The following is a 25958-nucleotide window of genomic DNA, read 5'->3' as shown; positions in this document are numbered from 1 at the left end:
CCTGGATGGACGTGCGACTGATTCGTAACCGAACAAGAGCAAGCGCCCTCCTGTCCAGTCCCTCACCTATTTCCTACAGATCTGCATGGCATGGTCGATACTCTCCTCATAAGACCTACAAAAAGGTCCGTGGGAGTATCAGCATGTTCAGTTGGCTAACCGAAAAGCTGGGAAACGTAAGTGTCAATCGCAAGCTGGGGTTCGGTTTTGGCCTGGTCTTGCTGATGACTCTCCTGAGCACCTTCGCCGGCTGGAGCAGCCTGAGCAGCGTGATCAGTCGCTCGGACAAACAGGCGTCCATTGCCAGTCTCAATGAATTGGCCAAGGATTTACGAATTGCCAGCCTCGACTACGAGATGCGGCGCGGCGAACAAGGACCAACTGCCGTCAGCGACCTGGTAGGCAAGCTGCAGGAAAGCATACAGACTGCTCTCAAACGGTTTGTACGACCGACCGACCAGGAACTGCTCAATCAGCAACTGGCTATCCTCGATGATTACAAACGCAGCTTTAGCGACCTGACCCAGGCGACACAGAACCGCGAATCGGCCCGATCCAAGCTGGGGGCCAACGCCGACAATGCCGTGGCGAAGGTGACGGAAGTCGAAAACGCCCTGCGACAAGGCGACAGCGTCGCGCAATTCAATAACGTGGTCGAGCTGAGCAAACTGCTCCAGCAGGCCCGCTATCAAGTGCGCGGCTACACCTACAGCGGCAAGGCCGACGCCGAACAACCCGCCCTGGATGCCATCGAAAACGTCCTGAAGAACCTTCAAGACCTGCCCGGCAAATTGCCGGAACAGCACACCGCCAATCTGCAGCAAGCCGCCGAATCGATGAAGGCCTATCGTGCCGCTGTCAGCCAGTTCCGCGACTCGCAGGTGGTCAGCGCCTCGGCCTTCAAGAAAATGCTGGAGCAAGAGAGCCACTTGAGTGAGCTCAATAATCGAATGACAGTTTCGCAGATCGAGAAACGCGATCAGGAAACCGGACAAGCCAAGGAAACCTTGATCATCGTCGCCGTCCTGGCGTTAGCCTTTGGTCTGCTGGCGGCATGGATCATCACCCGGCAGATCGTTGCTCCCCTGCAACAGACCTTGAGCGCGGTCGAACGTGTCGCCTCGGGTGACCTCAGCCATGACCTTGTGGTCGCCCGCCGTGACGAAATGGGCCAACTGCAAGGTAGCCTGCAACGCATGACCGTGAGCCTGCGGCAATTGATCGGTGGCATCAGCGAAGGTGTCACCCAGATCGCCAGCGCCGCTGAACAGCTGTCGGCCGTGACCGAACAGACCAGTGCCGGGGTCAACAGCCAGAAGATCGAGACCGATCAGGTCGCCACCGCCATGCACGAAATGACCGCCACGGTGCAGGATGTGGCGCGCAACGCCGAGGAAGCCTCCGAGGCTGCCGTTGCCGCCGACCAGCAAGCCCGCGAGGGTGAGCGAGTGGTGGGCGAAGCCATCGCTCAGATCGAGCGCCTGGCCAACGAAGTCAGCAACTCCACCGCCGCCATGGGTGACTTGAAGCACGAGAGCGACAAGATCGGCAGCGTGCTGGACGTAATCAAGTCCGTGGCCCAGCAAACCAACCTGCTGGCGCTCAACGCCGCTATCGAAGCCGCCCGCGCCGGTGAGGCCGGGCGTGGTTTCGCCGTGGTGGCCGACGAGGTCCGCAGCCTGGCCCAACGCACCCAGAAATCCACCGAAGAGATCGAGGAACTCATCCTCGGACTGCAAAGCGGAACTGAAAGGGTCGCGAGCATCATGGACAGCAGCCGCGGCCTGACCGCCAGCAGCGTCGAACTCACCCGCCGGGCTGGCGGTTCGCTGGAAAACATCACCCGCACGGTCTCGGCCATCCAGTCGATGAACCAGCAGATCGCCGCCGCGGCCGAACAGCAGAGCGCCACGGCTGAAGAGATCAACCGCAGCGTATTGAACGTGCGCGACGTCTCCGAACAGACCTCCGCCGCCAGCGAAGAAACCGCCGCCTCCAGCGCCGAACTGGCACGTCTCGGCGTTCATTTGCAGACGTTGGTGGGGCGGTTCAAGGTCTAGACAACACCCCCTCCCCGGTGGGAGCAGAGCTTGCTCGCGATAACGGCATTACAGTCGACATCGCTGCAAGCCGTCCCACCGCTTCGCGAGCAGGCTCGCTCCCACAGAAAAGGCCAGCGACAAACACCCAATCCATGAACCCCGCAAAAACTGTGGGAGCGAGCCTGCTCGCGATGGCGGCGTTACATCCAACATAGATGCAAGCTGACACGTCGCCATCGCGAGCAAGCTCGGCTCCCACAGAACGGAAGTTGAGCAGGAGGCCACAGCGTCCTGCGCCATTGCCTACAACTGCACCCGAATCCGCCGGCTTGTGCGCCTGGGGGTCTGGCTTCTATTGTTTGAGGGCTCTGTCGATTAATTACGCTTTCTGAGCATCAAACGCACGATGTTCATCAACTCACAAGGACGCATATGGAGACGATCATTGTTCGTTATCTCGAAACGGTGAACAACCTTGAACAGAATGCCGCGGTACCAAAACAGCGGCAAAGATTGCTACGTACTTTGCAGCATGCTCGAATGTGTATCGATCCAAAGAGTCCTGCCACCGGTCAGCTACTTCAGCGAGGGAAAGAATACGGGTAGAAATGTAAAGTACACCGTGGCCCTCAGTGGTACTGAGACAAAACAGCTGAAAGCCTCCCTAATTCATGCAGTGGGCGCTTCCGGTTATGTTCCTTACAATGATGTGCTGCAAACACAGCTTAAAGTTGACCAGCTGCAGGAGATCATTGATCAACTGAAAGCTGATCTGAAAGCCCGAGACGGGGCCTTGGAAAGACTTGTTCCTGTTCAGCATCTGGCCGAAAGGTGGGCAGTGGACATGGGGCTTGTGTTCGAGGAAGAACTAGAATTCCAGCGGAATCTGGATGCTGCCGATGAGACCGAAACCGAGGATATCTAACAGGCCAGACGAGTTGACACCAGCGCCAACGGCCAATACCATCCACATACATGGTCTGGCAAAGAGAGCAGAACTCTACCCAGGCGACATGGCTAATACCCTCTTCTGTGAAAGTAAAGTGTCAAAGAAACCGCCTCTTTAGGGCGGTTTTTTTGTGTCCGTGAATTTTCAGAACGGGCTGATTAGTGACCAAGAGCATGCCAGCGTTCCCCAGTCAGGCCCCGTTACCGTTCATCGCGAGCAGGCTCGCTCCCACAGAATGAGGAACTGTTGTGGAGAGTTGTGAGCAGGGCTACATCGTCTTGCGCCATTGCCTACAACTGCGCCAGAATCCGCCGGCTTGTGCGCTTGGGGTCTGGGTTCTATCGTTTGCGGGTCGTTGCATCCTGTAGCGATCAGGTTTCGCAGCCTGGAATTATCAAGGCGCCTTGCGCCACCGTTTCCTTTCAGTGGGCGCTGCTTCGTCTACTGGATCGTCATGGCGGCTGTGCGCGGGATACCTTCGGGTATGCCGGGTTCCTTGATTCCCGGTCTGCGAACCTGCGTACAGCTGCCACCCTCCCTTCGTTTCGCAGCGAATCGTGGCGGCTCCATCAATCAAGGAGCATCACCATGTTCAAAATCACACCCAATCCTCCGGAAACGGACCCAACCTCTTCCTACACCAGCCTCGACCCCGAAAAACTCCAGGAAGCCACCGAGCGGGCATTGGATTTCTACCTGAAACCGAAACACGCCGAACCCGATAAAGCGCCACCCCCTGGCCAGCTCTTCACCGTTGTAGACGATATCGACACCGAATGCCTGCTGGCCAACCTCAGCGAGACCCTGGCTTCGGCCAATGTCATGGCCAGCGACCTGGCGTTCGAGCTGGATGGACCCCGGCGGCATTTTGCCTTGGGCCTTCAGCAGTTGATCGAGTTGAGTGGTTTGCTGGCGGACCGGGCGCTGGATCGGGTCGACCCACGAGCTGAGGCCGAGTGATGTTGTGGCGAGGGGATTTATCCCCGCTGGGCTGCTTGGCAGCCCCAGAGTCTCAACTCACCTGATCAGGATTGCGGGTTGTCAGGTTCAGGGACGCTACGCGTCCAGCGAGGATAAATCCCCTCGCCACAGGGTATGGTGTCCACAAGAATCGTACCCAACAAAAAGCCCCGCTTCCTTTTGGGAAGCGGGGCTTTTTGTACATCAGGCTACTTGAATCTGTCCGCTCACCGGCTGAAGCGGTAGCAGCGGTGCATGGGGATCAGCCTTGACCGATGCACGCCATGCCGCCAGCCATTCGGGGTGGCTTTCACTCCAGATCTGCTCATGCAGTCGGGACAGGGCCACCGGATCACTCAGTAGCGCCAGTCGCTCGCCGTTGTTGAGCCCGGCCGGGCCGACCTTCAAGGCATGACGAACACGTTCGACCCGCAACCATTCGATCGGCTCGGCCTGGCCGTGCCGGGAAGTCGCCAACGCATACGCCAGGGCGTTTTGCTGTGGGTCGACCACCGCGCGAATGAAGCCGTCGTTCAATGCATGCCAACGGTTCTCGTGGGTGTACTGGTCAGTCGACACCAGCTCTTGGGGTGGTGCGTATTCCTCAGGGATCAGGAACAGGCTTTCATCACGGGACTTCAAGCCCAGGCCGACACGGCTGGAGATCACCGACACCGGAATCGACAGCATCAGCGAACCGACGATCGGTACCAGCCACCACAGGAAGCTCGGGTTCAACCAGATCACCAGCAGTGCCCAGAAGAAGCCCAGCAGGGTCTGCGGACCATGACGCTTGACCGCTTCGCTCCAGGGCGTCGAGTCGTCGTCACGTTGCGGCGAGTTCCAGGTTGCGGCCCAGCCCAGGAACGCGGCGAGCACGAAACGGGTGTGGAAAATCATCCGCACCGGCGCCAGCAACATGGAGAACAACATCTCCAGCAGCATCGACACCGTTACCTTGAACTTGCCACCGAACTCCTTCGCACCCTTGGCCCAGATCAGGATGACGCTCAACAGCTTGGGCAGGAACAGCAGCACGATGGTGGTGGAGAACAGGGCGATGGCCTTCTCCGGATGCCATTGCGGCCAGAGCGGATACAGCTGGCGCGGCTCGAGGAAGTACTGCGGCTCCATCAGTGTGTTCACCGCCAGCAGCGCAGTGGACAGCACCAGGAAGAAGAACCACAAGGGCGCCGACAGGTAGGACATCACCCCGGTCAGGAACACCGCACGGTGCACCGGGTGCATGCCCTTGACCAGGAACAGCCGGAAGTTCATCAGGTTGCCGTGGCACCAGCGACGGTCACGCTTGAGCTCGTCCAGCAGGTTCGGCGGCAACTCTTCGTAGCTGCCCGGCAGGTCATAGGCAATCCACACGCCCCAGCCGGCACGGCGCATCAGTGCGGCTTCGACAAAGTCGTGGGACAGGATCGCACCGGCGAACGCGCCTTTGCCCGGCAGCGGCGCCAGGGCGCAGTGCTCGATGAACGGTTTCATGCGGATGATCGCGTTGTGGCCCCAGTAGTGGGATTCCCCCAACTGCCAGAAGTGCAGGCCGGCGGTGAACAACGGACCGTACACCCGGGTCGCGAACTGCTGCATGCGCGCATACAGCGTATCCATGCCCGAGGCCTTTGGCGCGGTCTGGATGATCCCCGCGTCCGGCGTGGCTTCCATCAGGCGTACCAGGCTGGTCAGGCATTCGCCACTCATGACGCTGTCAGCGTCGAGCACGACCATGTACTTGTAATCGCTGCCCCAACGACGGCAGAAGTCGTCGAGGTTGCCGCTCTTGCGCTTCACGCGACGACGGCGACGACGATAGAAGATCTTGCCCAGGCCGCCGGCTTCGCGGCAGACGTCCAGCCAGGCCTGCTGCTCGGCAACACAGATATCGGTTTCGTTACTGTCGCTGAGCACGAAGAAGTCGAAACGATCCAGATCACCGGTGGCCTTCACCGACTCGAAAGTCGCGCGCAAGCCGGCGAAGACCCGGGGGACGTCTTCGTTGCAGATCGGCATCACCAGTGCGGTGCGAGCGTCCTTGGGGATCGGCTCGTTGCCGGCGCTGGCGCCGGAAATGCGGTACTTGTCGTGACCGGTGAGCAATTCCAGAAAGCCCATCAGCGCGGTCCAGAAACCGGCCGAAACCCAGCAGAACAGGATCCCGAACATGATCAGGATGCTGGTTTGCAAGGCATACGGCAGCACTTGCGTGGCGGTCTGCAGCAATGGCTGGTGCAGGACTTCATCCAGGTCCACGAACGACCAACCCTGGTACGGCATGATGCCTTTCATGTACCAGCCGGCGACGATGGTCTGGCCGAGCATGAGAATCAGCAGGATATAGCGGCGGATCGAGCCTACGGTTCGCCAGCGGGCATGGGGCAGCACCCGCTCATCCTTGGGCGGCTTCGGCGGGTTGGTGCGGCCGGTCATCCTTCGCCAGGCGCGCACCAGGATGTTGGTGCGCCATGGCTCCGGCACGACTTTGGTCCGACGAATCGGCGGCGTGGCTTTCAGGCGCACACGACCGCTGGAGTCGAGCCCCAGCATCTCTGCATCTTCGAGCTCTTCGGCAGTGCTCAGGACCAGCCGACGACCGACCGAGGCTTGCGCCGCCTCGGTGGGACCGTCGAAGGTCGAAGACGAGAGACGTTCATGCAATTCGCTGAAGGACTTGCAGCCCGCCAACTCGGCGCGCTGCTGGTCGGTCATTGGCAAATGGGCCAGATATTCGCTGAGCGTCTCTGGCGGTACTGGCGTATTACTCATCGGCTGGCAACTGATAGCTCCAGGTCTCGGTCAGGACTTGTTCAGTCGGTTCCGGTTCCTGCGGGGTTGGGGTCGCCTCAGCAGCCTCGGATGCCTTGACGGCCTTGGCTTCTTCTTTGGCTTGTTCGTTTGCTTTTTCTGCTTCTTTTTCGCCTTGTTGCTTGGCGATCTTGTCGGCCTTGGCCAAGGTGGCGGTCACGGAGTGCGACGCGGCCGGCGCTTCGACAGGCGTCAACGGACGGACCAGCGCGGCACGCATTTCGGTGGCCTGCTTCGCATCCTTGATCTTCAAGCGCAAGGTCAGGCGCCAGCCCTTGGTTTCAGGGTTGTAGCGCACACTGTTCTCGACGATCTCGGCGTTATCGCCGACGCTCACCTGGCTACGCACTTCGGCGTCTTCCGGCAGCGCCTGCAGGGACGGGCCTTCGAAATCCACCAGGTAGGCCACACTGCCGTCCGGCTGGCGAATCAGATTGGACTGCTTCACGTCACCGGTGGAGCGCAGGGTCTGCTTGACCCAGGCGCTGTCAGGCGAGTGCAGGCTGGCTTCGTCGAGTGTCCAGTGCAGGCGGTAGCCGAAGTCCAGCGGCTGGCCTGGCTCGGGCAGTTTTTCCGGGCTCCAGAAGGCAACGATGTTGTCGTTGGTTTCATCGGCGGTCGGGATTTCCACCAGATCGACAGAACCCTTGCCCCAGTCGCCTTTCGGTTCGATCCAGGCGCTCGGACGCTTGTCATAGCGGTCGTCCAGGTCTTCGTAGTGACTGAAGTCACGACCACGTTGCAGCAGGCCGAAACCACGTGGGTTTTCCACCGAGAAATTGCTCACGGCCAGGTGTTTCGGGTTGTTCAGCGGACGCCAGATCCACTCGCCGTTGCCGGCATGGATCGACAGGCCGCTGGAATCGTGCAGCTCGCGACGGTAGTTCAACACCTTGGACGGCTGGTTCGCGCCGAACAGGAACATGCTGGTCAGCGGGGCGACGCCCAGCTTGTTGACGCGATCGCGCAGGAACATGCGCGCCTTCACGTCGACGACGGTGTCGGTGCCAGGGCGCAGGGTCAGGCGGTAGGCGCCGGTGGCCCGAGGCGAATCCAGCAGGGCGAAGATCACCAGGTGCTTGTCGGTCGGTTTCGGGCGCTGGATCCAGAACTCGCGGAACCGCGGGAATTCTTCACCGGACGGCAACGCGGTATCGATCGCCATGCCGCGGGCGGACAAGCCGTAGGTCTGGCCCTTGCCGATGACGCGGAAATAGCTCGCGCCCAGCATGGTCATGATTTCGTCCTGCTTGTCGGCCTTATTGATCGGGTACAGCACGCGGAAACCCGCGTAGCCCAATTGCTCGGTAGCCTTGGGGTCGAACTGCACGTCGCCGAAGTCGAAGCGCGTCGGGTCGTATTTGATTTCTTCGACGTTGGTCGCGGTAATTTCGTTGATTTTCACCGGCGTATCGAAGTGCATGCCCTGGTGATAGAACGACAGCCGGAACGGCGTCTTCTGGTCGGCCCACTCGGCTTTTTCAGTGCGGAAACGGATTTTTTGATAGTCGCCGAATTTCATGTCGCGAAATTCGTTCGGCAGATTGCTGCGCGGGGCTTCGAATTTTTGCCCGGCCAGTTCTTTAGCCTTCGCCGATACATCATCCAGGCTGAATGCCCACAGTTGACCCGCACCGAGCAGGCACAGCAGCGCCGAACCCGCTACCAGAGCGCTTCTAAACCGTTTGGCAGACATTTTTGGTGCATTACAGGGACTAACAATCACGAGCAACCCTCGCCGAAAACAGATCAAAAAACCAACGGCCAGATAAAGTATCCGCTTGGTAACGGCATAGAAAAACCGACCTTGCGGAGCACTCTTGCCAAGTTGGCGAGCATTGTTCCGACTCCGATGGGGCAAAATGATTCCCCAAACGGCTCAGGACAAGTCTCTACCTAAGTCAAATGGACCAGCGAATGCCGATCCCCCGTAGCGCGCGATTATCTAGCAGGCCGCGTGACAACGCATCAGGGGCAACGAAGTATTTATCGAGAAAACTCCCTGTTTAACCTCGAAACAGAACCGAAAAGGTGTTTCAAACGCTTTCAGACCTGTAACAGAAAGGTTACCGGGCCATCATTGACCAGATGCACTTGCATGTCGGCGCCGAATCTACCTGATGCCACAGTGCCATGCACCTCTTTCGCTTGACCGACCAGGTAGCTGAACAGTTCCTCTCCCAATGCCGGAGGCGCGGCCGTCGAAAAACTCGGGCGCAGGCCACTTTTGGTGTCGGCCGCCAGGGTGAATTGTGACACCAGCAACAAGCCACCCCCGACGTCCGCCAGCGACAGGTTCATCTTGCCGTCGGCATCACTGAACACTCTGTAGTTAAGCAGCTTGTGCAAGAGCTTGTCGGCGCTGGCCCGGGTATCCTCGGGTTCGACCGCCACCAGGACCAGCAACCCCTGGTCCACGGCCCCCACGATATCCCCCGCGACCTCGACCCGGGCCCCACGGACCCGTTGCAACAGCCCTTTCATGCTTCTTCGGGCGGCAGGTCGAGCAAGCGCCGGGCCATTTGCCCGGCGGCGCGCACCAGTGCGTCGGTAATACCCGGCTCCGAGGCGGCATGTCCCGCATCGCGGATCACCTGCAGTTCGCTGTTGGGCCAGTTCTGATGCAGTTCCCAGGCATTGTCCAGCGGGCAGATCACGTCATAGCGGCCATGCACGATGACGCCCGGCAAATGGGCGATCTTGCCCATGTCGCGAATCAACTGGTTGGGTTCGAGGAAGGCGTTGTTGGTGAAGTAATGGCATTCGATCCGAGCGATCGACAGCGCACGCTGCGGCTCGGAGAAGCGGTCGACCACCAGCGGGTTCGGACGCAGGGTCGCTGTACGCCCCTCCCAGATCGACCAGGCCTTGGCCGCGTGCATCTGGGCGATCTGGTCATTGCCGGTCAGGCGCTTGTGGAAGGCGCTGAGCAGATCGTCACGCTCATCCAGGGGAATGGGCGCAATGTAATCCTGCCAGTAATCGGGGAACAGGCGACTGGCGCCAGCCTGATAGAACCACTCGATCTCCTGCGGGCGGCAGAGAAAGATCCCACGCAGGATCAGGCCATGGACCCGCTCCGGATGGGTCTGGGCGTAGGCCAGGGCCAGGGTCGAGCCCCAGGAGCCGCCGAACAGTACCCATTTCTCGATGCCCAGATGCTTGCGGATGCGCTCCAGGTCTTCGACCAGATCCCAGGTGGTGTTGTTTTCCAGGCTGGCATGGGGCGTGGAACGACCACAGCCGCGCTGATCGAAAGTAACAATGCGATACAGGTTCGGATCGAAGTAGCGACGGCTCTGCGCGTCGCAACCCGCACCCGGACCACCATGAATGAACACCACCGGCAGGCCTTCCGGAGAGCCGCTTTCATCGACATAGAGCGTGTGGGTGTCATCGACAGCCAGATCGTGCCGGGCATGGGGTTTGATCTGCGGGTACAAAGTCTGCATTGGGCGCTCCGTAAGGGGTCGAGTCATCCCTGTAGGGACTTCTATTTAATCTGCCGTCCGGCATCATAAACCCGAATCGCCTTGATGGGCATGCCCCCCTGTGACGCCAACGACCTGTCTGCAGAAATCTCTATCGGCTACGACAGGATGACGCCCGAAAATGACTTCGAATCAGTACATTTTTATTTATCGCGAAAAACTACAAAAAACTGTCGATTCCGACAGTAGTTCACATTCCGCAAAGCCTTGTTAATGGCCTGAGCCCCCCTTTCCCTGGGGGAGCATCAGAGGAACCGCACCATGAATAACGCAGCCACGGCCCCACTGAACACGTTTACAGCCACCCTGACATTCAAGGACCACCTGGAACATTTCTCGGCTAATCGGGTAAAACTGCAGGAGTTCCTTACCCAGTCGGGCACGTTCTGGGCCATTAAAGGGTTCGAAGACACCATCAATCCAGAGACCCAGAGTACGGAGATCAATACCCTGCAGTTCTACCTGAGCAAAACCGACCGTCCCGTGATGCTGGACCTGATACCGCCCAAGGTCCTGCCGCAGATCGCTCCAAACAGTGCTGGCTACTACAAGCTGGAAGACAGCCCTGACGATGACGATAACGAAGTGGATGCGGCGTATGAGTTCCCTTGCACTCAAGGAAAGATTTTCTTCGTACCTTTTCTAACCCCTCAACGCTGGGGCGCCATATTCGACTTCAATGTGAAAGCCCCAAACGCTGAGACTTTCAACATCAAGGGAGTGTTTGATGTGACCGGCCCCTTTGTTCCAACCGATCTGCGATAAGCGACTCAGCGCTTGTAGGTCTGTCGTCCCCACGCCAACAGACCTTCAAGCAGTTCCCGGAGTACTACCTGGGTCGGCTCCGCCAGGTCCGCACGGTAGTTGAACGGTTCGAACTCTTCCATGTAGGTGCTCTGGCACAGCTCCAGCTGCACCGCATGGATGTTCTCGGCCGGGTTGCCGTAATGCCGGGTGATGTGTCCGCCCTTGAAGCGCCCGTTGAGCACATGGGTGAAGGTATCGTGACGGGCGCAGATGGCTTCGAGCTGGCTCGCCAGCACCGGGTCGCAGCTGGCGCCGTTGAAGGTGCCGAGGTTGAAGTCCGGCAGCTTGCCGTCGAACAAATGAGGGATTACCGAACGAATCGAATGGGCGTCGAACAGCAAGGCGTAGCCGAACTCGGCCTTGAGCCGCGCCAGCTCCTGTTGCAAAGCCTGGTGATACGGCATCCATATCTGCTGCAGGTACGTCGCCCGTTCCTCTGCAGAGGGTGTCAGCCCTTCGCGAAACAGCGGTACACCATCGAACAGCGTCGCCGGGTACAGGCCGGTGGTGGCGCCGACGTACATCGGTGTGTCGTCGGAGGGTCGGTTCAGGTCGACGACGAACCGTGAGTATTCGGCGGCCAGGGTGCTGGCGCCCAGCTCATTGGCGAATTCATAGAGCTTGGGAATGTGCCAGTCGGTGTCCGGTAGGCTCTGGGCCTCGGGAATCAACCCGGCCTTCACTGCCGGGGTCAGGCGCAGGCCGGCGTGGGGCATGCTGACTAGCAGCGGCACGCTCCCTTGCTTGAAATTCAGGACCTTCTCCACAACCATTCTCCTCAATCGATTTCAACGCCGTGACGCACGACGCGTTTTTCCAGATCGCCACCAAGCCAGTACGCCAGGTCGGCCGGGCGGTCGATGTGCCAAGCGACAAAATCCGCGACTTTGCCGACCTCCAGCGAACCATGGGTTTGCGCCATGCCCAAGGCCTGGGCCGCATGAATCGTCGCCCCTGCCAGGGCTTCTTCCGGCGTCATGCGGAAACAGGTGCAGGCCATGTTCAACATCAAGCGCAGCGACAGCGCCGGCGAGGTGCCGGGATTGAGGTCGCTGGCCACGGCGATTTTCACCCCGTGCTTGCGCAAGGCATCCATGGGCGGCAGTTGAGTTTCCCGCAGGAAATAAAACGCCCCCGGCAGCAATACCGCCACGGTGTCGGAAGCGGCCATGGCCTTGGCGTCGTCCTCGGTCATGAATTCCAGGTGATCGGCCGACAGCGCCTGGTAACGCGCCGCCAGGCTGGAACCGTGCAGAGACGACAATTGTTCGGCGTGCAGCTTCACCGGCAACCCCAGTCGTTGCGCGGTGATGAACACCCGCTCGACCTGCGCCGGGGAAAACGCCAGGTACTCGCAGAAGGCATCCACCGCATCCACCAGCCCTTCGGCCGCCAGGGCTGGCAACATCTCGGTGCAGATGTGCTCGATGTAGTCATCGGCGCGATCCTTGTACTCCGGTGGCAAGGCGTGGGCCGCCAGGCAGGTACTGCGCACACTGATCGGCAGTTCGGCAGCGAGACGGCGGGCGACCCGCAACATCTTGCGTTCGTTGGCCAGGTCCAGGCCGTAACCGGACTTGATTTCCACCGTGGTCACGCCGTCGCGCATCAGGCTGTTCAGGCGTTTGGCGGCGCTGCTGAACAGTTCGTCTTCACTGGCGGCTCGGGTGGCGCGCACGGTACTGGCGATACCGCCACCCGCTGCAGCGATCTCGGCGTAGCTGACGCCTTGCAGGCGCTGTTCGAATTCACCGCTGCGGTTACCGCCGAACACCGCGTGGGTGTGGCAGTCGACCAGGCCTGGGGTGACCCAGGCGCCCTTGAGGTCGTTGACTGTCGGATAGTCACCGGCCGGCAGTTCTGCGCGCGGGCCGATCCAGTGGATGTGTTCGCCCTGGGTGATGATGGCGGCGTCTTCGATGATCGAGTAGACGCCCTGGGCCATGGTGGCGGCGTGGCAGTTTTGCCAGAGGGTTTTCATCCCGGGTTTCCTCGTCTCATTCAGAATCGAATCGCGAGCAGGCTCGCTCCCACAGGGTACGCATTCCAATGTGGGAGCGAGCCTGCTCGCGATGAGGCCCTCACAGGCTCGGCAACAGGTTCGCCATGACCAGCTCGTTCAGGCAACGGCTCGCCAACAGCTCACTCGCGGCATTGATGTCCGGGGCAAAGAACCGGTCCTTCTCATAGAACCGCACTTCGGCACGCAGGAGACCGCGAGCCTGTTCCAGCTTCGGCGAAGTCTTCAAGCCGCCGCGCAGGTCCAGGCCCTGACACGCCGCCAGCCATTCCACCGCCAGGATGCCACGGGTGTTCTCGGCCATTTCCCACAGGCGCTTGCCGGCAGCCGGGGCCATGGACACGTGGTCTTCCTGGTTGGCGGAGGTCGGCAGGCTGTCCACCGAATGAGGATGGGACAGCGCCTTGTTCTCACTGGCCAGGGCAGCGGCAGTGACCTGGGCGATCATGAAGCCGGAGTTGACCCCGCCGTTACCCACCAGGAACGGTGGCAACTGCGACATGTGCTTGTCCATCATCAGGGAAATGCGACGCTCGCTCAGGGAACCGATTTCGGCAATCGCCAGGGCCATGTTGTCAGCGGCCATCGCCACGGGCTCGGCGTGGAAGTTGCCACCGGAAATCACATCACCTTCGGCGGCGAACACCAATGGGTTATCCGACACGGCGTTGGCCTCGATCACCAGCACTTCGGCCGCCTGGCGGAACTGGGTCAGGCAGGCGCCCATCACTTGCGGCTGGCAACGCAGGGAATACGGATCCTGAACCTTGTCGCAGTTCTGGTGCGAAGCGGACACTTCGCTGCGCTCGCCCAGCAGATCGCGGTACGCGGCGGCAGCATCGATCTGACCTTTCTGGCCACGGGCGGCGTGAATACGCGCATCGAATGGCGAGCGGGAGCCAAGCACGGCTTCCACCGTGAGGCTGCCCAGGGCCAGGGCACCGGCAAACAGGTCTTCACCCTCGAACAGGCCGCGCAAGGCAAATGCGGTGGACACCTGGGTGCCGTTGAGCAGCGCCAGGCCTTCTTTGGCGGCCAGGGTCAGCGGCGCGAGGCCGGCGACTTTCAACGCGTCGACCGCCGGCAGCCACTCGCCTTTGTAACGAGCCTTGCCTTCGCCCAGCAGCACCAGGGACATGTGGGCCAACGGTGCCAGGTCGCCGGAAGCCCCGACCGAACCCTTGAGTGGAATATGCGGATAGACCTCGGCATTCACCAGGGCGATCAACGCATCGATCACCTGCCGGCGAATACCGGAAAAGCCCCGGCTCAGGCTGTTGACCTTGAGCACCATGATCAAGCGCACCAGCGCATCGCTGATCGGCTCGCCCACTCCAGCGGCATGGGACAGCACCAGGGAGCGCTGCAGGTTTTCCAGGTCTTCGCTGGCGATACGGGTCGAAGCCAGCAGGCCGAAACCGGTATTGATGCCGTAGGCGGTGCGGTTCTCGGCGAGGATCTGCTCCACGCACGCCACGCTGGCTTCGATCTGCGCCGAGGCACTGGCGTCGAGGCTCAGGGTCACGGGTTGCTGATAGATGTCACGCAATTGAGCCAGGCTCAATTGACCGGGAATCAGGTTTAAGGCAGTCATTTATTGCTCCTTTTGAGAGTTTTGTTTTCTAACTCGCCAGTCGCTCCGGAATGTTCCGTTATCCGTCACCCCCGCTTTTTGAGCGATGCTTTAGGGCAAGAGGTGCCTTGGCACGCTGGCGCTTTTTTGATCAATTCAAATTCGGTAACACGCTATCCAACAGGTTCGGGTCTTTAAGCAGCCCGGCGACGCTGGCAATGTCCGGCGCCAGCCAGCGGTCCTGGTCATAGGCAGCCACGTGCTCGCGCAGCAGCTTCCAGGCAAGCCCGGTGCCGGCGCCGAAGCGCTGCGCCTTGAGAAATTCAAAGGCCTGGGCCGCCAGCAGGTATTCGATGGCGAGAATCTGCGTGCAGTTGTCCAACGCCCTGTGCAGCTTCAGGGCCGCGTTGGTGCCCATGCTCAAGTGATCTTCCTGCAAGCCCGAGGTCACGTAATTATCGAGTACCGCCGGTTGCGCCAATTGGCGATTTTCCGCGCATAAGGAGGCGGCGACGTACTGCACGATCATCATCCCCGAGTTCACACCGGGGTTGGCTACCAGGAAGGCCGGCAGTCCGCTGACATGCGGGTTGATCAACCGGTCGAGACGACGCTCGGCGATGGAGCCGATTTCCGCCATGGCAATTGCCAGCAGATCCGCCGCCAGAGCCACCGATTGGCCGTGGGGATTGGCCTGGGACATGACCCGGAAGTTATCCGGTGTACCCAGCAGCAGCGGGTTATCGGTGGCGGCGTTGAGTTCGGTTTCGATCTGTTGCCGGGCATGGGTCAATTGATCGCGAGCGGCGCCGTGCACCTGGGGAATGGAGCGGATACTCAAGGCATCCTGGGTGCGAATGCCCAGGCTCGAGGCAATGACTTCGCTGCCGTCGAGCAAGGCACGCAGATTGGCCCCGACTTGTTGCATGCCAGGGTGCGGTTTGAGCGCGATGATCTCGGCGTCGAACGCCGCGATCTGTCCTCGCTGGGCCTCGAAACTCATGGCACCGATCACGTCCGCCCATTGCACCAGCCGCGTCGCATCCGCCAGGGCCAGGCAACTGAGGCCGGTCATGCATGGCGTGCCGTTGACCAGGCACAGGCCGTCCTTTGCCCCCAATTGAACCGGTTGCAGGCCTTCTGCGGCCAGGGCCTGTTGCGCCGCAACGATCTGGCCGCGATAGCTGACCTGGCCGACACCCAGCAGTGCAATGCCGATGTGGGCCATGTGGGTCAGGTAACCCACCGAGCCCTGGGACGGCACTTGCGGGGTGATGCCGCGATTGAGCAGCGCCAGCAAGGCCTCGACCACCCGGCGATGAATGCCGGACTTGCCCTGGCTGTAGTTGAGGATGGCGGCGCAGAGAATCGCCCGAACCTGCTCATCGGCCAACGGCGTGCCGACGCCACAGGCATGGCTGAGCAACGTGTTGCGCGACAGCTGGCTGAGTTGTTCGTCCTTGAGCGAGACATTGCACAAGGCCCCCAGGCCGGTATTGACGCCATAGGCGCGCTCGCCGCTTTCGACGATGCGCTGGACGATGGCCTGGGCATTGTCGATCCGCGCCCAGGCCTGGGCCGACAGCTCGAGCCCGGCACCGAAGCGGGCGACAGCGACTACGTCCTGCCAACGCAGGGGGGCGTCGGCGATGATGATTTTTTCAGCCTGGGACATCTTTAACCTCATGCTTACAACTTGAACATTGATGCAGCTTTACTGACGCCTTCGCGAGCAAGCCCGCTCCCACATTGGAATGCGGTCCTCTGTGGGAGCGGGCTTGCTCGCGAAGAGGCCCGCCCAGTCACCAGAGTTCTCTAAACCACCGCAGCCCTGCGCTGCACAAACCGATCAACATACTCATCCGCCGGCGAGTGCAGGATCTCCCGGGGCGTGCCGACCTGGATCAGCTTGCCATCCTTGAGAATCGCAATGCGGTTGCCGATGCGCACGGCCTCGTCGAGGTCGTGGGTGATGAAGACGATCGTCTTGTGCAGGGTCTTCTGCAGCTCCAGCAACTGGTCCTGCATCTCGGCGCGGATCAGCGGGTCAAGGGCACTGAAGGCTTCGTCCATCAAGATGATGTCGGTGTCCGCCGCCAAGGCACGAGCCAGGCCCACACGCTGGCGCATGCCGCCGGAAAGCTGATGCGGGTATTTGTTTTCGTAACCCTTCAGACCGACGGTGTTGATCCAGTGCTGCGCGCGCTCGGCGCACACCTGTTTGCTCTCGCCGCGGACTTTCAAGCCGTAGGCGACATTGTCCAGCACGCTCTTGTGGGGCAGCAGGCCGAAGCTCTGGAACACCATGCTGATCTTGTGCCGACGAAATTCACGCAGGGCGTCCATGTCCAGTTGCAGGATGTCTTCGCCGTCCACCAGGATCGCCCCGCTGGTGGGGTCGATCAGGCGGTTGAAGTGCCGCACCAGGGTGGATTTGCCCGAGCCGGACAGGCCCATGATCACGAAGATCTCGCCGGTGCCGATGCTCAGCGACAGGTCGTTCACGCCGACCACACAACCGGTTTCGGCCAGCACCTGGTCCTTGGTCTTGTTCTGGCGGATCAGATCCAGGGCGTCCTTGGACCGATTGCCGAAAATCTTGAAGACGTTCTTGACTTCGATTTTGCTGACAGTTGCGTTGTTCATTTGCTCACCTCATGCCGAGGACGACCATAAGCCTGGGTAATGCGGTCGATGACCACGGCGAGAATCACGATCGCCAGCCCGGCTTCCAGGCCGCGTCCGACGTTGAGGGTCTGGATGCCCACCAGCACATCCTCGCCCAGGCCACGGGCGCCGATCATCGAGGCGATGACCACCATCGACAGGGCCATCATGGTGGTCTGGTTGATCCCGGCCATGATGCTCGGCAAGGCCAGGGGCAGTTGCACGCCGAACAGCTGTTGCCAGCGGTTCGCACCGAAAGCATTGATGGCCTCCATCACTTCGCCATCCACCTGGCGGATGCCCAGGTCGGTCAGACGGATCAACGGCGGCGCGGCGTAGATCACCGTGGCGAAAATCGCCGGGACCTTGCCCAGGCCGAACAGCATCAACACCGGAATCAGGTACACGAAGCTCGGCATCGTCTGCATGATGTCCAGCAACGGCATCAGCACCGAACGCAAGCGATTGCTGCGTGCCGAGAGGATGCCCAGCGGGATGCCGATCAACACCGAGATCAGCGTCGCCACCAGCATCAGCGCGAGGGTCTGCATCAGTTTGTCCCACAGGCCCACCGCGCCCACCAGAAACAGCAGGCCGACGATCACCGCCGTGGCCACGACCTTGCGGGTCGCGTGCCAGGCCACGCCACCGACGATGGCCAGCATCAACCACCAGGGTGCCATACGCAGCAGGCCTTCGAGATTGACGATGGCCCACAGCAGGGTGTCGGAGATGTGCCGGAACACATCGCCATAATTCGTCACCAGGGCGTCGACCCAACCGTTGACCCAGTCGGCGATGGAAAAGGTAAAGCTTTCGGGAAACATAAGGGACTCTCGATCAGGGGGATGCGGTGAATGTCCCGGCCAGCTCAAGGTTGGCCGGGAAGTATTCGACCTACAGAGCCGCGTCGATTTTCTTGGCAGCGTCTGCGCTTACCCAGGCGTGCCAGACTTCAGGATGTTCCTTCAGAAAGATCTTCGCCAGTTTCGGCGACTCGATCCGCTCTTTGGCCATGCGCCCGAGGTTCTGGTTCAGGATATCGATCGGCAGGTTGACCTTTTCCAGCACCGCCACCAGTTCCGGGGCTTCGTCGTGGAAGGTCTTGGACAGGCCGACCTTGATACTCACGCTTTTATCCACACCCGGTTTTTCTTCCAGTTTCACCAAGTCCACCTGCCCCATCAGTGGCGTTGGCGACCAGTAGTAGAACAGGATCGGCTCGCCACGCTTGTAGCTCGACAGCACTGCGGCATCCAGGGCCGGGCCGGTGCCTGGACGGAAGTTGGTGTAGGTTTTTTCCAAGCCGTAGCTTTTCAGCATCTCGCTGTTGTCCAGCTCACAGGTCCAACCGGCCGGGCAGTTATAGAAACGGCCCTTGGACGGTTCTTCCGGATCCTTGAACACGGCGGCGTACTGGCCCAGGTCGGCGATGTTCTTCAGCCCCGGGGCTTTGGCTTCGAGCTTGCGCTTGGCGTCGCCTTCAACCACGTAGCGCGGCACGTACCAGCCTTCGATGGCGCCCACCACCGGCGCGCCGACGCCGACCACTTTGCCGGCCTTCTCGGCCTTGTTCCAGACCTCGCTGCGGCCGACCCATTCTTCGGCAAACACCTGGATGTCATTACTGCTCAGGGCGTTCTCCATGGTGATGGAATTGCCCGGCAGGTTGTCGGTCTTGCAGTCGTAGCCTTTTTCCAACACCACTTGCAGGACGTCGGTCAACAGCATGGCGCTTTCCCAGTTCAGGCCGGCGAATTTCACCGGTTTGCCCGACTCGCACCAACCCGCCGCCTGGGTGGCGCCGGCGCTGGCCAGCAAGCCCATGGAAAGCAACGTGGTCAGTAGGGTCTTGTTCGATTTCATTGTGTGACGCTCCTAATCAGTGAATTGGCTTACGGCAGTCAAGAGGCATCCAGCCCTGTCAACGTCCCATCAGACCGCTTGGATGCGGCCCGCCCTGCTCGGTTGTGCGTCAACCGCGTCCTGCTCGAGCGGCAGGATCAATTGATCGGGTACAGCGCTGTGCCACTTCTTCGCCGCGACGTAATACAACGCCGCCGGCACCACCAGGCCGATAATCCACGAGATATCCACATCCCCCATCGCTGCCACCAGTGGTCCGGTATAGAACTTGGTGGAGATGAACGGCAATTGAACCAGTACACCCAGCGTATAAACGCTGATGCCCAGGGCGTTCCAACGACCGTAGCGACCGTTCGGGTCAACCAGTGCCGGCACGTCGTAGCGCTCGCGAGTGATGCAGTAGTAGTCCACCAGGTTGATCGCGCTCCAGGGCGTAAAGAACGCCAGCAAGAACAGGATGAAAGACTTGAACGCACCGAGGAACGAGTGCTGGCCAAGCAGCGCGATCAGGGTCGCCGCGCCGACAATGACCAGTACGAACAGCAGACGCTGCAAGCGCGTGACGTTCAACTGGCCACGGAAACCGCTGATGATGGTGGCAATGCACATGAAGCTGCCGTAGGAGTTCAGCGTGGAAATGGTGACCTTGCCGAACGCGATGCTGAAGTACAGCAGCGCAGCGGTGGCGCCAGTGCCACCCAGGCCAACGATGTAGGCCACTTCGTGACCCGCGAACTGCCCATTGGCCGAGGCAGCGGCAAATACACCGAGGATCATCGCCACCTGTGCGCCGATGACCGAACCGGCGCCCGCGGCAAAGAAGGTTTTCAGCGAAGACGTCTTGCTCGGCAGGTAACGCGAATAGTCAGCCACGTAGGGGCCGAAGGCGATTTGCCAGGATGCCGCCAGCGACACCGCGAGCAGGAAGCTGCTCCAGCTGAAATGCCGGATCTGCAGGAGTGCGCCCACGTCCGTCTGACCGATCAGGCGAGCGAACAGGTAAACGAAGGCAATCACCCCAATAATGCTGGCGACACGGCCAATGAAGTGGATCACCCGATAACCGAGCACCGTGACCAGCACGATGACACTGGCGAAGATAAGAATGCCGGCACTGTCGCTGACGCCAAACAACTGGCCCAGCGCCTGGCCGGAAAGCACGGTGCCCGTCGCGGTGAACCCCAGGTACATCAGGCACACCAGCACGATCGGGATGGCCGCGCCATACACACCGAACTGCACCCGACTGGAGATCATCTGCGGCAGGCCAAGCTTGGGCCCTTGCGCGGCATGCAAGGCCATGACGCCACCGCCGAGCACTTGGCCGATCAGCAAACCGATCAACGACCAGAACACATCACCGCCCAGCACCACCGCCAATGCACCGGTGACAATGGCAGTGATCTGCAGGTTGGCCCCCATCCAGAGGGTGAACTGGCTCAACAAACGGCCGTGCCGCTCCGCTTCCGGGATGTAGTCGATCGAGCGCTTTTCGATCAACGGTTTGCTGCTTGCGCGTGTGCTGGTGACGGCCATGGTTCAACCTCTGTGGATTGTTCTGGAGTTCATTGCGCTGCTGCGTTCCTGTGGGAGCGGGCTTGCTCGCGAAAGCTGTTTCACATTCGACACATGTGTTGAATGACACACCGCATTCGTCGGATCGCCGCCCGGAGCAAGCCCGCTCCCACAGGGATTTGCGTTACTTGCCAGTGATCATCGGCAAGTTCAGCCCCTGTTCCTTGGCGCAATCGATCGCAATCTGGTAACCGGCATCGGCATGACGCATCACCCCGGTGCCCGGGTCGTTGTGCAGTACGCGGGCGATACGCTCGGCCGCCTCATCGGTACCGTCACAAACAATCACCATGCCCGAGTGCTGGGAGAAGCCCATGCCGACGCCGCCACCGTGGTGCAACGACACCCAGGTCGCGCCGCTGGCGGTGTTGAGCAAGGCGTTGAGCAACGGCCAGTCGGAGACCGCGTCAGAACCGTCCTGCATGGATTCGGTTTCACGGTTGGGGCTGGCCACGGAACCGGAGTCCAGGTGGTCGCGACCGATCACGATCGGCGCCGACAGCTCACCGCTGCGCACCATTTCGTTGAACGCCAGGCCCAGCTTGGCGCGTTGGCCCAGGCCGACCCAGCAGATACGCGCCGGCAGACCCTGGAAGCTGATGCGCTCGCGAGCCATGTCCAACCAGTTGTGCAGGTGAGCGTCGTCGGGAATCAGTTCCTTGACCTTGGCGTCGGTCTTGTAGATGTCCTGCGGGTCACCCGACAGCGCCGCCCAGCGGAACGGACCGATGCCACGGCAAAACAGTGGACGGATATACGCCGGCACAAAGCCTGGGAAGTCGAAGGCATTCTCGACGCCTTCTTCCTGGGCCATCTGACGGATGTTGTTGCCGTAGTCAAAGGTCGGCACGCCCATTTTCTGGAAGGCCAGCATGGCTTTCACGTGCACCGCCATCGATTGCTTGGCGGCTTTCACCACGGCGGCGGGTTCGGTCTTGGCGCGGGCACGGTATTCGTCCCAGGTCCAGCCGGCCGGCAGATAGCCGTTGAGCGGATCGTGGGCGCTGGTCTGGTCGGTGACCATGTCCGGGCGCACGCCACGGCGGACCATTTCCGGCAGGATTTCGGCAGCGTTCCCACACAGTGCGATGGAAATCGCCTTGCCTTCGGCGGTGTATTTCTCGATACGGGCCAAGGCGTCGTCCAGGTCGGTGGCCTGTTCGTCGACGTAACGGGTCTTGAGACGGAAATCGATACTGACCTGCTGGCACTCGATGTTCAGCGAGCAGGCACCGGCCAGCGTCGCGGCCAGCGGTTGTGCGCCGCCCATGCCGCCCAGGCCGGCGGTCAGGACCCAGCGGCCCTTGAGGTTGGAGTCGTAATGCTGGCGACCGGCTTCGACGAAGGTTTCATAAGTACCCTGCACGATGCCCTGGCTGCCGATGTAGATCCAGCTGCCGGCGGTCATCTGGCCGTACATGGCCAGGCCCTTGGCGTCGAGTTCGTTGAAGTGTTCCCAACTGGCCCAGTGCGGCACCAGGTTGGAGTTGGCGATCAGCACGCGGGGAGCGTTCGTGTGGGTCTTGAACACGCCCACCGGCTTGCCGGATTGCACCAGCAGGGTCTCGTCGTCGTTCAGGTTGGTCAGGCTTTCGACGATCTTGTCGTAGCACTCCCAGTTGCGCGCCGCGCGGCCGATGCCACCGTAGACCACCAGTTCCTTGGGATTCTCGGCCACTTGCGGGTCGAGGTTGTTCATCAGCATGCGCAGTGGCGCTTCAGTCAGCCAGCTTTTGGCGGTCAGCGTATTACCGCGAGGGGCGCGAATTTCAACGTCACGGTATTTTTCGGGTTTGCGGGTAGCGTCGGTCACAGCAAAAACTCCTCAGCGATCAATCCAGACCAGCCCGGGCAGCGGGCAGTGATTTAGCGAACGTTGCGTTGAATCTCGGTAACTCATACGCATACGTCTTTACTTGTATGTACAAGCATATGCAATCAAGCGGCCAACTTGTTGGAAGCTCGTTCAGGAATCTTCCTGGAAACGGTTGGAAAGCACGGAATTGAAGGGCTGGCGAAGGGGATTAAATTTTCGGAGGAGGAGTTACAGAGGTGAGGATGGGCGGGACAGAAGCGTGGTGTTGCGCCACGCTGGGGCATTCGGTAACAAATTGGTGCAGCTGAAGAAACAGTAAGGCGTGCTTTTGTGGCGAGGGGATTTATCCCCGCTGGGCTGCGAAGCGGCCCCTCTTGGTGCCAATTCAACAGCTTCGGAACCAACTGATTTGGGTCGCTCCGCGACCCAGCGGGGATAAATCCCCTCGCCACAAGGATGTACCGCTGAAACTAGCGGGCAGTCAGTTCGATCACGCAGCACTGGCCGTCCGTGGAAATCTCCAACAGTCCTGTGTTACCGCTCAATTGCAGACAGTCGTAGAGGCCCAGGTCCACGTCAGGCTCGCCAACCTTGGCGTGTAGCGATGCAGCCGCACTGAACACCAGCACCGTCCCCGCCTCACTGAAAAACCGCTGCTCATCCTTCAGCCATTGCACCCGTGCACGGTAACGTTGCGGTGCATAGATCAGGTTGAAGTCGCGAATCGGCCCGCCCAGCAACGTGCAGTGCACATGGCTCTCGCCGCTGAACGCAAAGGCATCCAGCGGATGCAGCGCCCGCGTGGTCCGACCATCGACATTGAGCGTCATGCCATCGCCCTGCAACACGCTGATGACGCGCTCGTAACCGGCGAAGGTGGAAAAACCGCCCGACTCGCCGATATCGGCAATCGACAGCCGCCAACCGAAACCCTCCAGGCCGGTGCCGGCGTCGCGGGTGATTTCCTCGGTGCTGCCGCCACCATTTTTCCAGGGCATGCGTGGGTAATCAGCGGCGCGCAGGACCTTTATCTGACTCATCATTTATGAAACCGACCTTCGAGGCTATGACGGGAACCGGGGTGGATCAGGCGGGCGGCGGTCACTGGCTGACGCCCGGACCAGGTCCGACGACGGATCAACAGGCACGGCTCGCCTCTTTCAATCTGTAGCAGCTTGCATTCGCTCGGCTCGGCCAGGATCGCTTCAACCACGTGCTCACCCTCAGTCAGCGGCGCGACCTGGTTCAAATAGGCGTAGGGCGTTTGCAGGGTGAAGTCCTGCTTGAGGTACTCGGGCGCCACCAGCGCGTTGACGAAACGGTCCTCGATCTGCACGGGGATATCATTTTCAAAATGCACGATCAGCGAATGAAAGACCTTTTGCCCTTCGCGCATGTCCAGGGCCAGGGCGCGCTCGGAACCGGCAGCCTCTTCTTCGAGGGTGATGACCTTGCACGTGTGGCGGTGACCACGGGAGGCGATCTCGTCGGCGATGTTGTGTACTTCGAACAGCGCGGACTGGCTCTTGGGTTCGGCGACGAACGTGCCGACGCCCTGCATGCGCACCAACAGGCCATCGGCGGTCATTTCCCGCAGGGCACGGTTGATGGTCATGCGGCTGAAGCCCAGCTGGCTGACCAGTTCGCTTTCCGACGGCACGCGGTAATGCGGCGGCCAGTTTCCACTGTCGATCTGCTGAGTGATCATCTGTTTGACGCGGGCGTACAAGGGTGCCGGACTGTCACCCAGGTTTGCGGCCAGCGGCGGTTTGGCAGGCGGAGTCGGCACGGCGGTTCCCTGTTCTGCTTATAAAGATTGCTAGCTTGCCGGAGTTTACCGGGCAGGCAAACGTCTGTATATGTATATACAAATTACGCACGATGAGGTTGAACCATGTCCGCCTTCTTTGCCGAACGCGCGCTGCTGCCTAGTGGATGGGCCAATGATGTACGTCTTGAAGTCGACGCCCAAGGCGTCCTGACCCATATCCAGGCCAGCTCCCAGGCAGACGGCGCCGAACGGCTGGACGGTCCGCTGTTGCCGGGCATGCCGAACCTGCACTCCCACGCGTTCCAGCGGGCCATGGCCGGGCTTGCGGAAGTGGCGGGCAATCCCAACGACAGCTTCTGGACCTGGCGCGACCTGATGTATCGCCTGGTCGGAAAAATCAGCCCCGATCAACTCGGCATCATCGCCCGACAGCTGTACATCGAAATGCTCAAGGCCGGTTACACCTCGGTCGCCGAATTCCATTACGTGCACCACAACACCGACGGCACGCCTTACGCCGACCCGGCGGAGCTGGCCTTGCGCATCAGCCATGCCGCCAACAGCGCCGGCATCGGGCTGACGCTGCTGCCGGTGCTCTACAGCCATTCCGGTTTCGGTGGGCAGGCGCCCAATGACGGGCAGCGGCGCTTCATCAACAGCACCGAGAACTACTTGAAGCTTCAGTCTCGCTTGCAACCGATCCTGGCCGGGCAGCCGCTACAGGCCCTGGGGTTGTGTTTCCACTCCCTGCGTGCCGTGACGCCCGGACAGATCCAGGAAGTGCTGGCCGCCAGCGACACCCACTGCCCGGTGCATATCCACATTGCCGAGCAGCAGAAGGAAGTCGACGACTGCCTGAGCTGGAGCGGTGCCCGTCCACTGCAATGGCTATATGAAAACACCGAAGTGGACCAACGCTGGTGCCTGGTCCACGCCACCCACGCCAACGCCCAGGAAGTCAGCCTCATGGCCAGGAGTCGGGCGATTGCCGGCCTGTGCCTGACCACCGAAGCCAACCTGGGAGACGGTATTTTCCCGGCAGTGGACTATCTCGCCCAAGGCGGACGCCTGGGTATCGGCTCCGACAGCCACGTGTCATTGAGCGTGGTGGAAGAGTTGCGTTGGCTGGAATACGGCCAGCGCCTGCGGGATCAACGGCGTAACCGTCTGTACCGGGCAGATCAGCCGATGGTCGGTCGTACGTTGTTCGATGCGGCGCTGGAAGGTGGCGCCCAGGCGCTGGGGCAACCCATCGGCGGCCTCGAAGTCGGCAAGCGTGCCGACTGGCTGGTACTCGATGGCAACGACCCTTACCTGACCACGGCCCAGGGCGACGGCATTCTCAATCGCTGGTTGTTTGCCGGTGGGGATCGTCAGGTGCGGAATGTGATGGTGGGCGGGAAATGGGTGGTGCGTGACGGACATCACGCCGCAGAAGAGGACAGCGCCCGGGCGTTTACCCAGGTATTGCGCGAACTCTTGGGCTGACGCCGAGCAAAAAAATGTGGGAGCGGGCTTGCTCGCGAAGGAGGCGTGTCAGCAAGCATGAATGCAACTGACCCACCGCTTTCGCGAGCAAGCCCGCTCCCACATTATCGATCTCAGTG

Annotated in this window: 20 protein-coding genes and 1 pseudogene; 6 read left to right on the top strand and 15 right to left on the bottom strand. The window is 60.8% G+C overall.

What is annotated here, in order from left to right; translation table 11 throughout:
- Positions 1-5 precede the first annotated feature (5 nt).
- The 4 genes and pseudogenes from FBY02_RS28785 to FBY02_RS15375 form a co-directional block, all read left to right on the top strand.
- Positions 6-1205 (top strand): annotated as a pseudogene (locus tag FBY02_RS28785) (methyl-accepting chemotaxis protein); the annotation flags it as partial.
- Positions 1197-2060 (top strand): methyl-accepting chemotaxis protein, encoded by an 864-nt coding sequence (locus FBY02_RS28780; RefSeq protein WP_371921423.1) that lies wholly within the window; start codon positions 1197-1199, stop codon positions 2058-2060. The pseudogene FBY02_RS28785 and the gene FBY02_RS28780, both read left to right, overlap by 9 nt.
- A 457-nt stretch (positions 2061-2517) precedes the next feature.
- Positions 2518-2967 (top strand): hypothetical protein, encoded by a 450-nt coding sequence (locus FBY02_RS15380; protein WP_144928909.1) that lies wholly within the window; start codon positions 2518-2520, stop codon positions 2965-2967.
- A 612-nt stretch (positions 2968-3579) separates the two neighbouring features.
- Complete coding sequence (locus FBY02_RS15375; RefSeq protein WP_144928907.1) at positions 3580-3951, top strand: DUF6124 family protein; 372 nt, start codon at positions 3580-3582, stop codon at positions 3949-3951.
- 204 nt (positions 3952-4155) lie between these two features.
- On the opposite strand, the gene mdoH is transcribed toward FBY02_RS15375, so the two are convergent.
- The 4 genes from mdoH to pip form a co-directional block, all read right to left on the bottom strand.
- Complete coding sequence (gene mdoH, locus FBY02_RS15370; RefSeq protein WP_144928905.1) at positions 4156-6726, bottom strand: glucans biosynthesis glucosyltransferase MdoH; 2571 nt, start codon at positions 6724-6726, stop codon at positions 4156-4158.
- Positions 6719-8491, bottom strand: coding sequence for a glucan biosynthesis protein G (locus tag FBY02_RS15365; protein ID WP_144928903.1), 1773 nt, complete (start codon positions 8489-8491; stop codon positions 6719-6721). Before FBY02_RS15365 ends, mdoH begins: the two co-directional genes overlap by 8 nt.
- Before the next feature lie 320 nt (positions 8492-8811).
- A complete protein-coding gene (gene dtd, locus FBY02_RS15360; RefSeq protein ID WP_047699757.1) occupies positions 8812-9249 on the bottom strand; it encodes a D-aminoacyl-tRNA deacylase in 438 nt (145 codons plus the stop codon).
- Positions 9246-10217 (bottom strand): prolyl aminopeptidase, encoded by a 972-nt coding sequence (gene pip / locus FBY02_RS15355; protein ID WP_139646454.1) that lies wholly within the window; start codon positions 10215-10217, stop codon positions 9246-9248. Before pip ends, dtd begins: the two co-directional genes overlap by 4 nt.
- Positions 10218-10517: 300 nt before the next feature.
- On the opposite strand from pip, the gene FBY02_RS15350 reads away from it, so the two are divergent.
- Positions 10518-11021: a hypothetical protein gene (locus FBY02_RS15350; protein ID WP_144928901.1), complete on the top strand. Its 504-nt coding sequence runs from the start codon at positions 10518-10520 to the stop codon at positions 11019-11021.
- Positions 11022-11026: 5 nt separating this feature from the next.
- Here the strand turns inward: FBY02_RS15350 and hutG are convergent, their stop codons facing one another.
- From hutG to hutC, 11 genes are all read right to left on the bottom strand, one after another.
- On the bottom strand, positions 11027-11830 hold the full coding sequence (gene hutG, locus FBY02_RS15345) for an N-formylglutamate deformylase (RefSeq protein ID WP_144928899.1): 804 nt from the start codon (positions 11828-11830) through the stop codon (positions 11027-11029).
- 11 nt (positions 11831-11841) lie between these two features.
- The gene (gene hutI, locus FBY02_RS15340) at positions 11842-13044 is read right to left on the bottom strand and encodes an imidazolonepropionase (protein WP_144928897.1); all 1203 of its coding nucleotides are present in this window, start codon (positions 13042-13044) and stop codon (positions 11842-11844) included.
- Positions 13045-13144: 100 nt separating this feature from the next.
- A complete protein-coding gene (gene hutH, locus FBY02_RS15335) occupies positions 13145-14677 on the bottom strand; it encodes a histidine ammonia-lyase (protein WP_144928895.1) in 1533 nt (510 codons plus the stop codon).
- Positions 14678-14807: 130 nt separating this feature from the next.
- Positions 14808-16331 carry a histidine ammonia-lyase gene (gene hutH / locus FBY02_RS15330; RefSeq protein ID WP_144928893.1) on the bottom strand — a complete coding sequence of 508 codons (1524 nt, stop codon included), beginning with the start codon at positions 16329-16331 and terminating at the stop codon, positions 14808-14810.
- Between the two features lie 140 nt (positions 16332-16471).
- Positions 16472-17302, bottom strand: a complete 831-nt coding sequence (locus tag FBY02_RS15325; RefSeq protein ID WP_052126355.1) for a glycine betaine/L-proline ABC transporter ATP-binding protein — start codon at positions 17300-17302, stop codon at positions 16472-16474.
- Positions 17299-18150, bottom strand: a complete 852-nt coding sequence (locus FBY02_RS15320) for a proline/glycine betaine ABC transporter permease (protein ID WP_144928891.1) — start codon at positions 18148-18150, stop codon at positions 17299-17301. Before FBY02_RS15320 ends, FBY02_RS15325 begins: the two co-directional genes overlap by 4 nt.
- A gap of 70 nt (positions 18151-18220) precedes the next feature.
- Positions 18221-19189, bottom strand: a complete 969-nt coding sequence (locus FBY02_RS15315) for an ABC transporter substrate-binding protein (RefSeq protein ID WP_144928889.1) — start codon at positions 19187-19189, stop codon at positions 18221-18223.
- Between the two features lie 69 nt (positions 19190-19258).
- Entirely contained in the window at positions 19259-20725 is a 1467-nt protein-coding gene (locus tag FBY02_RS15310; protein WP_144928887.1) for a cytosine permease, read from the bottom strand.
- A 163-nt stretch (positions 20726-20888) separates the two neighbouring features.
- Positions 20889-22577, bottom strand: a complete 1689-nt coding sequence (gene hutU, locus FBY02_RS15305) for a urocanate hydratase (protein ID WP_047699772.1) — start codon at positions 22575-22577, stop codon at positions 20889-20891.
- A 473-nt stretch (positions 22578-23050) separates the two neighbouring features.
- Positions 23051-23620, bottom strand: a complete 570-nt coding sequence (locus FBY02_RS15300; protein ID WP_144928951.1) for a HutD family protein — start codon at positions 23618-23620, stop codon at positions 23051-23053.
- The gene (gene hutC / locus FBY02_RS15295; protein ID WP_047699776.1) at positions 23620-24369 is read right to left on the bottom strand and encodes a histidine utilization repressor; all 750 of its coding nucleotides are present in this window, start codon (positions 24367-24369) and stop codon (positions 23620-23622) included. The genes FBY02_RS15300 and hutC overlap by 1 nt, the downstream gene beginning before the upstream one ends.
- A gap of 105 nt (positions 24370-24474) precedes the next feature.
- Here hutC and FBY02_RS15290 point away from each other — a divergent pair, with 105 nt between their 5' ends.
- The gene (locus FBY02_RS15290; RefSeq protein ID WP_144928885.1) at positions 24475-25839 is read left to right on the top strand and encodes a formimidoylglutamate deiminase; all 1365 of its coding nucleotides are present in this window, start codon (positions 24475-24477) and stop codon (positions 25837-25839) included.
- The last annotated feature ends 119 nt before the right edge of the window (positions 25840-25958 follow it).

Source organism: Pseudomonas sp. SJZ078, assembly GCF_007828255.1.
GTDB lineage: Bacteria > Pseudomonadota > Gammaproteobacteria > Pseudomonadales > Pseudomonadaceae > Aquipseudomonas.
The sequence above is the reverse complement of the archived record's forward strand: the minus strand, read 5'-3'. Positions and strand labels throughout refer to the sequence as shown.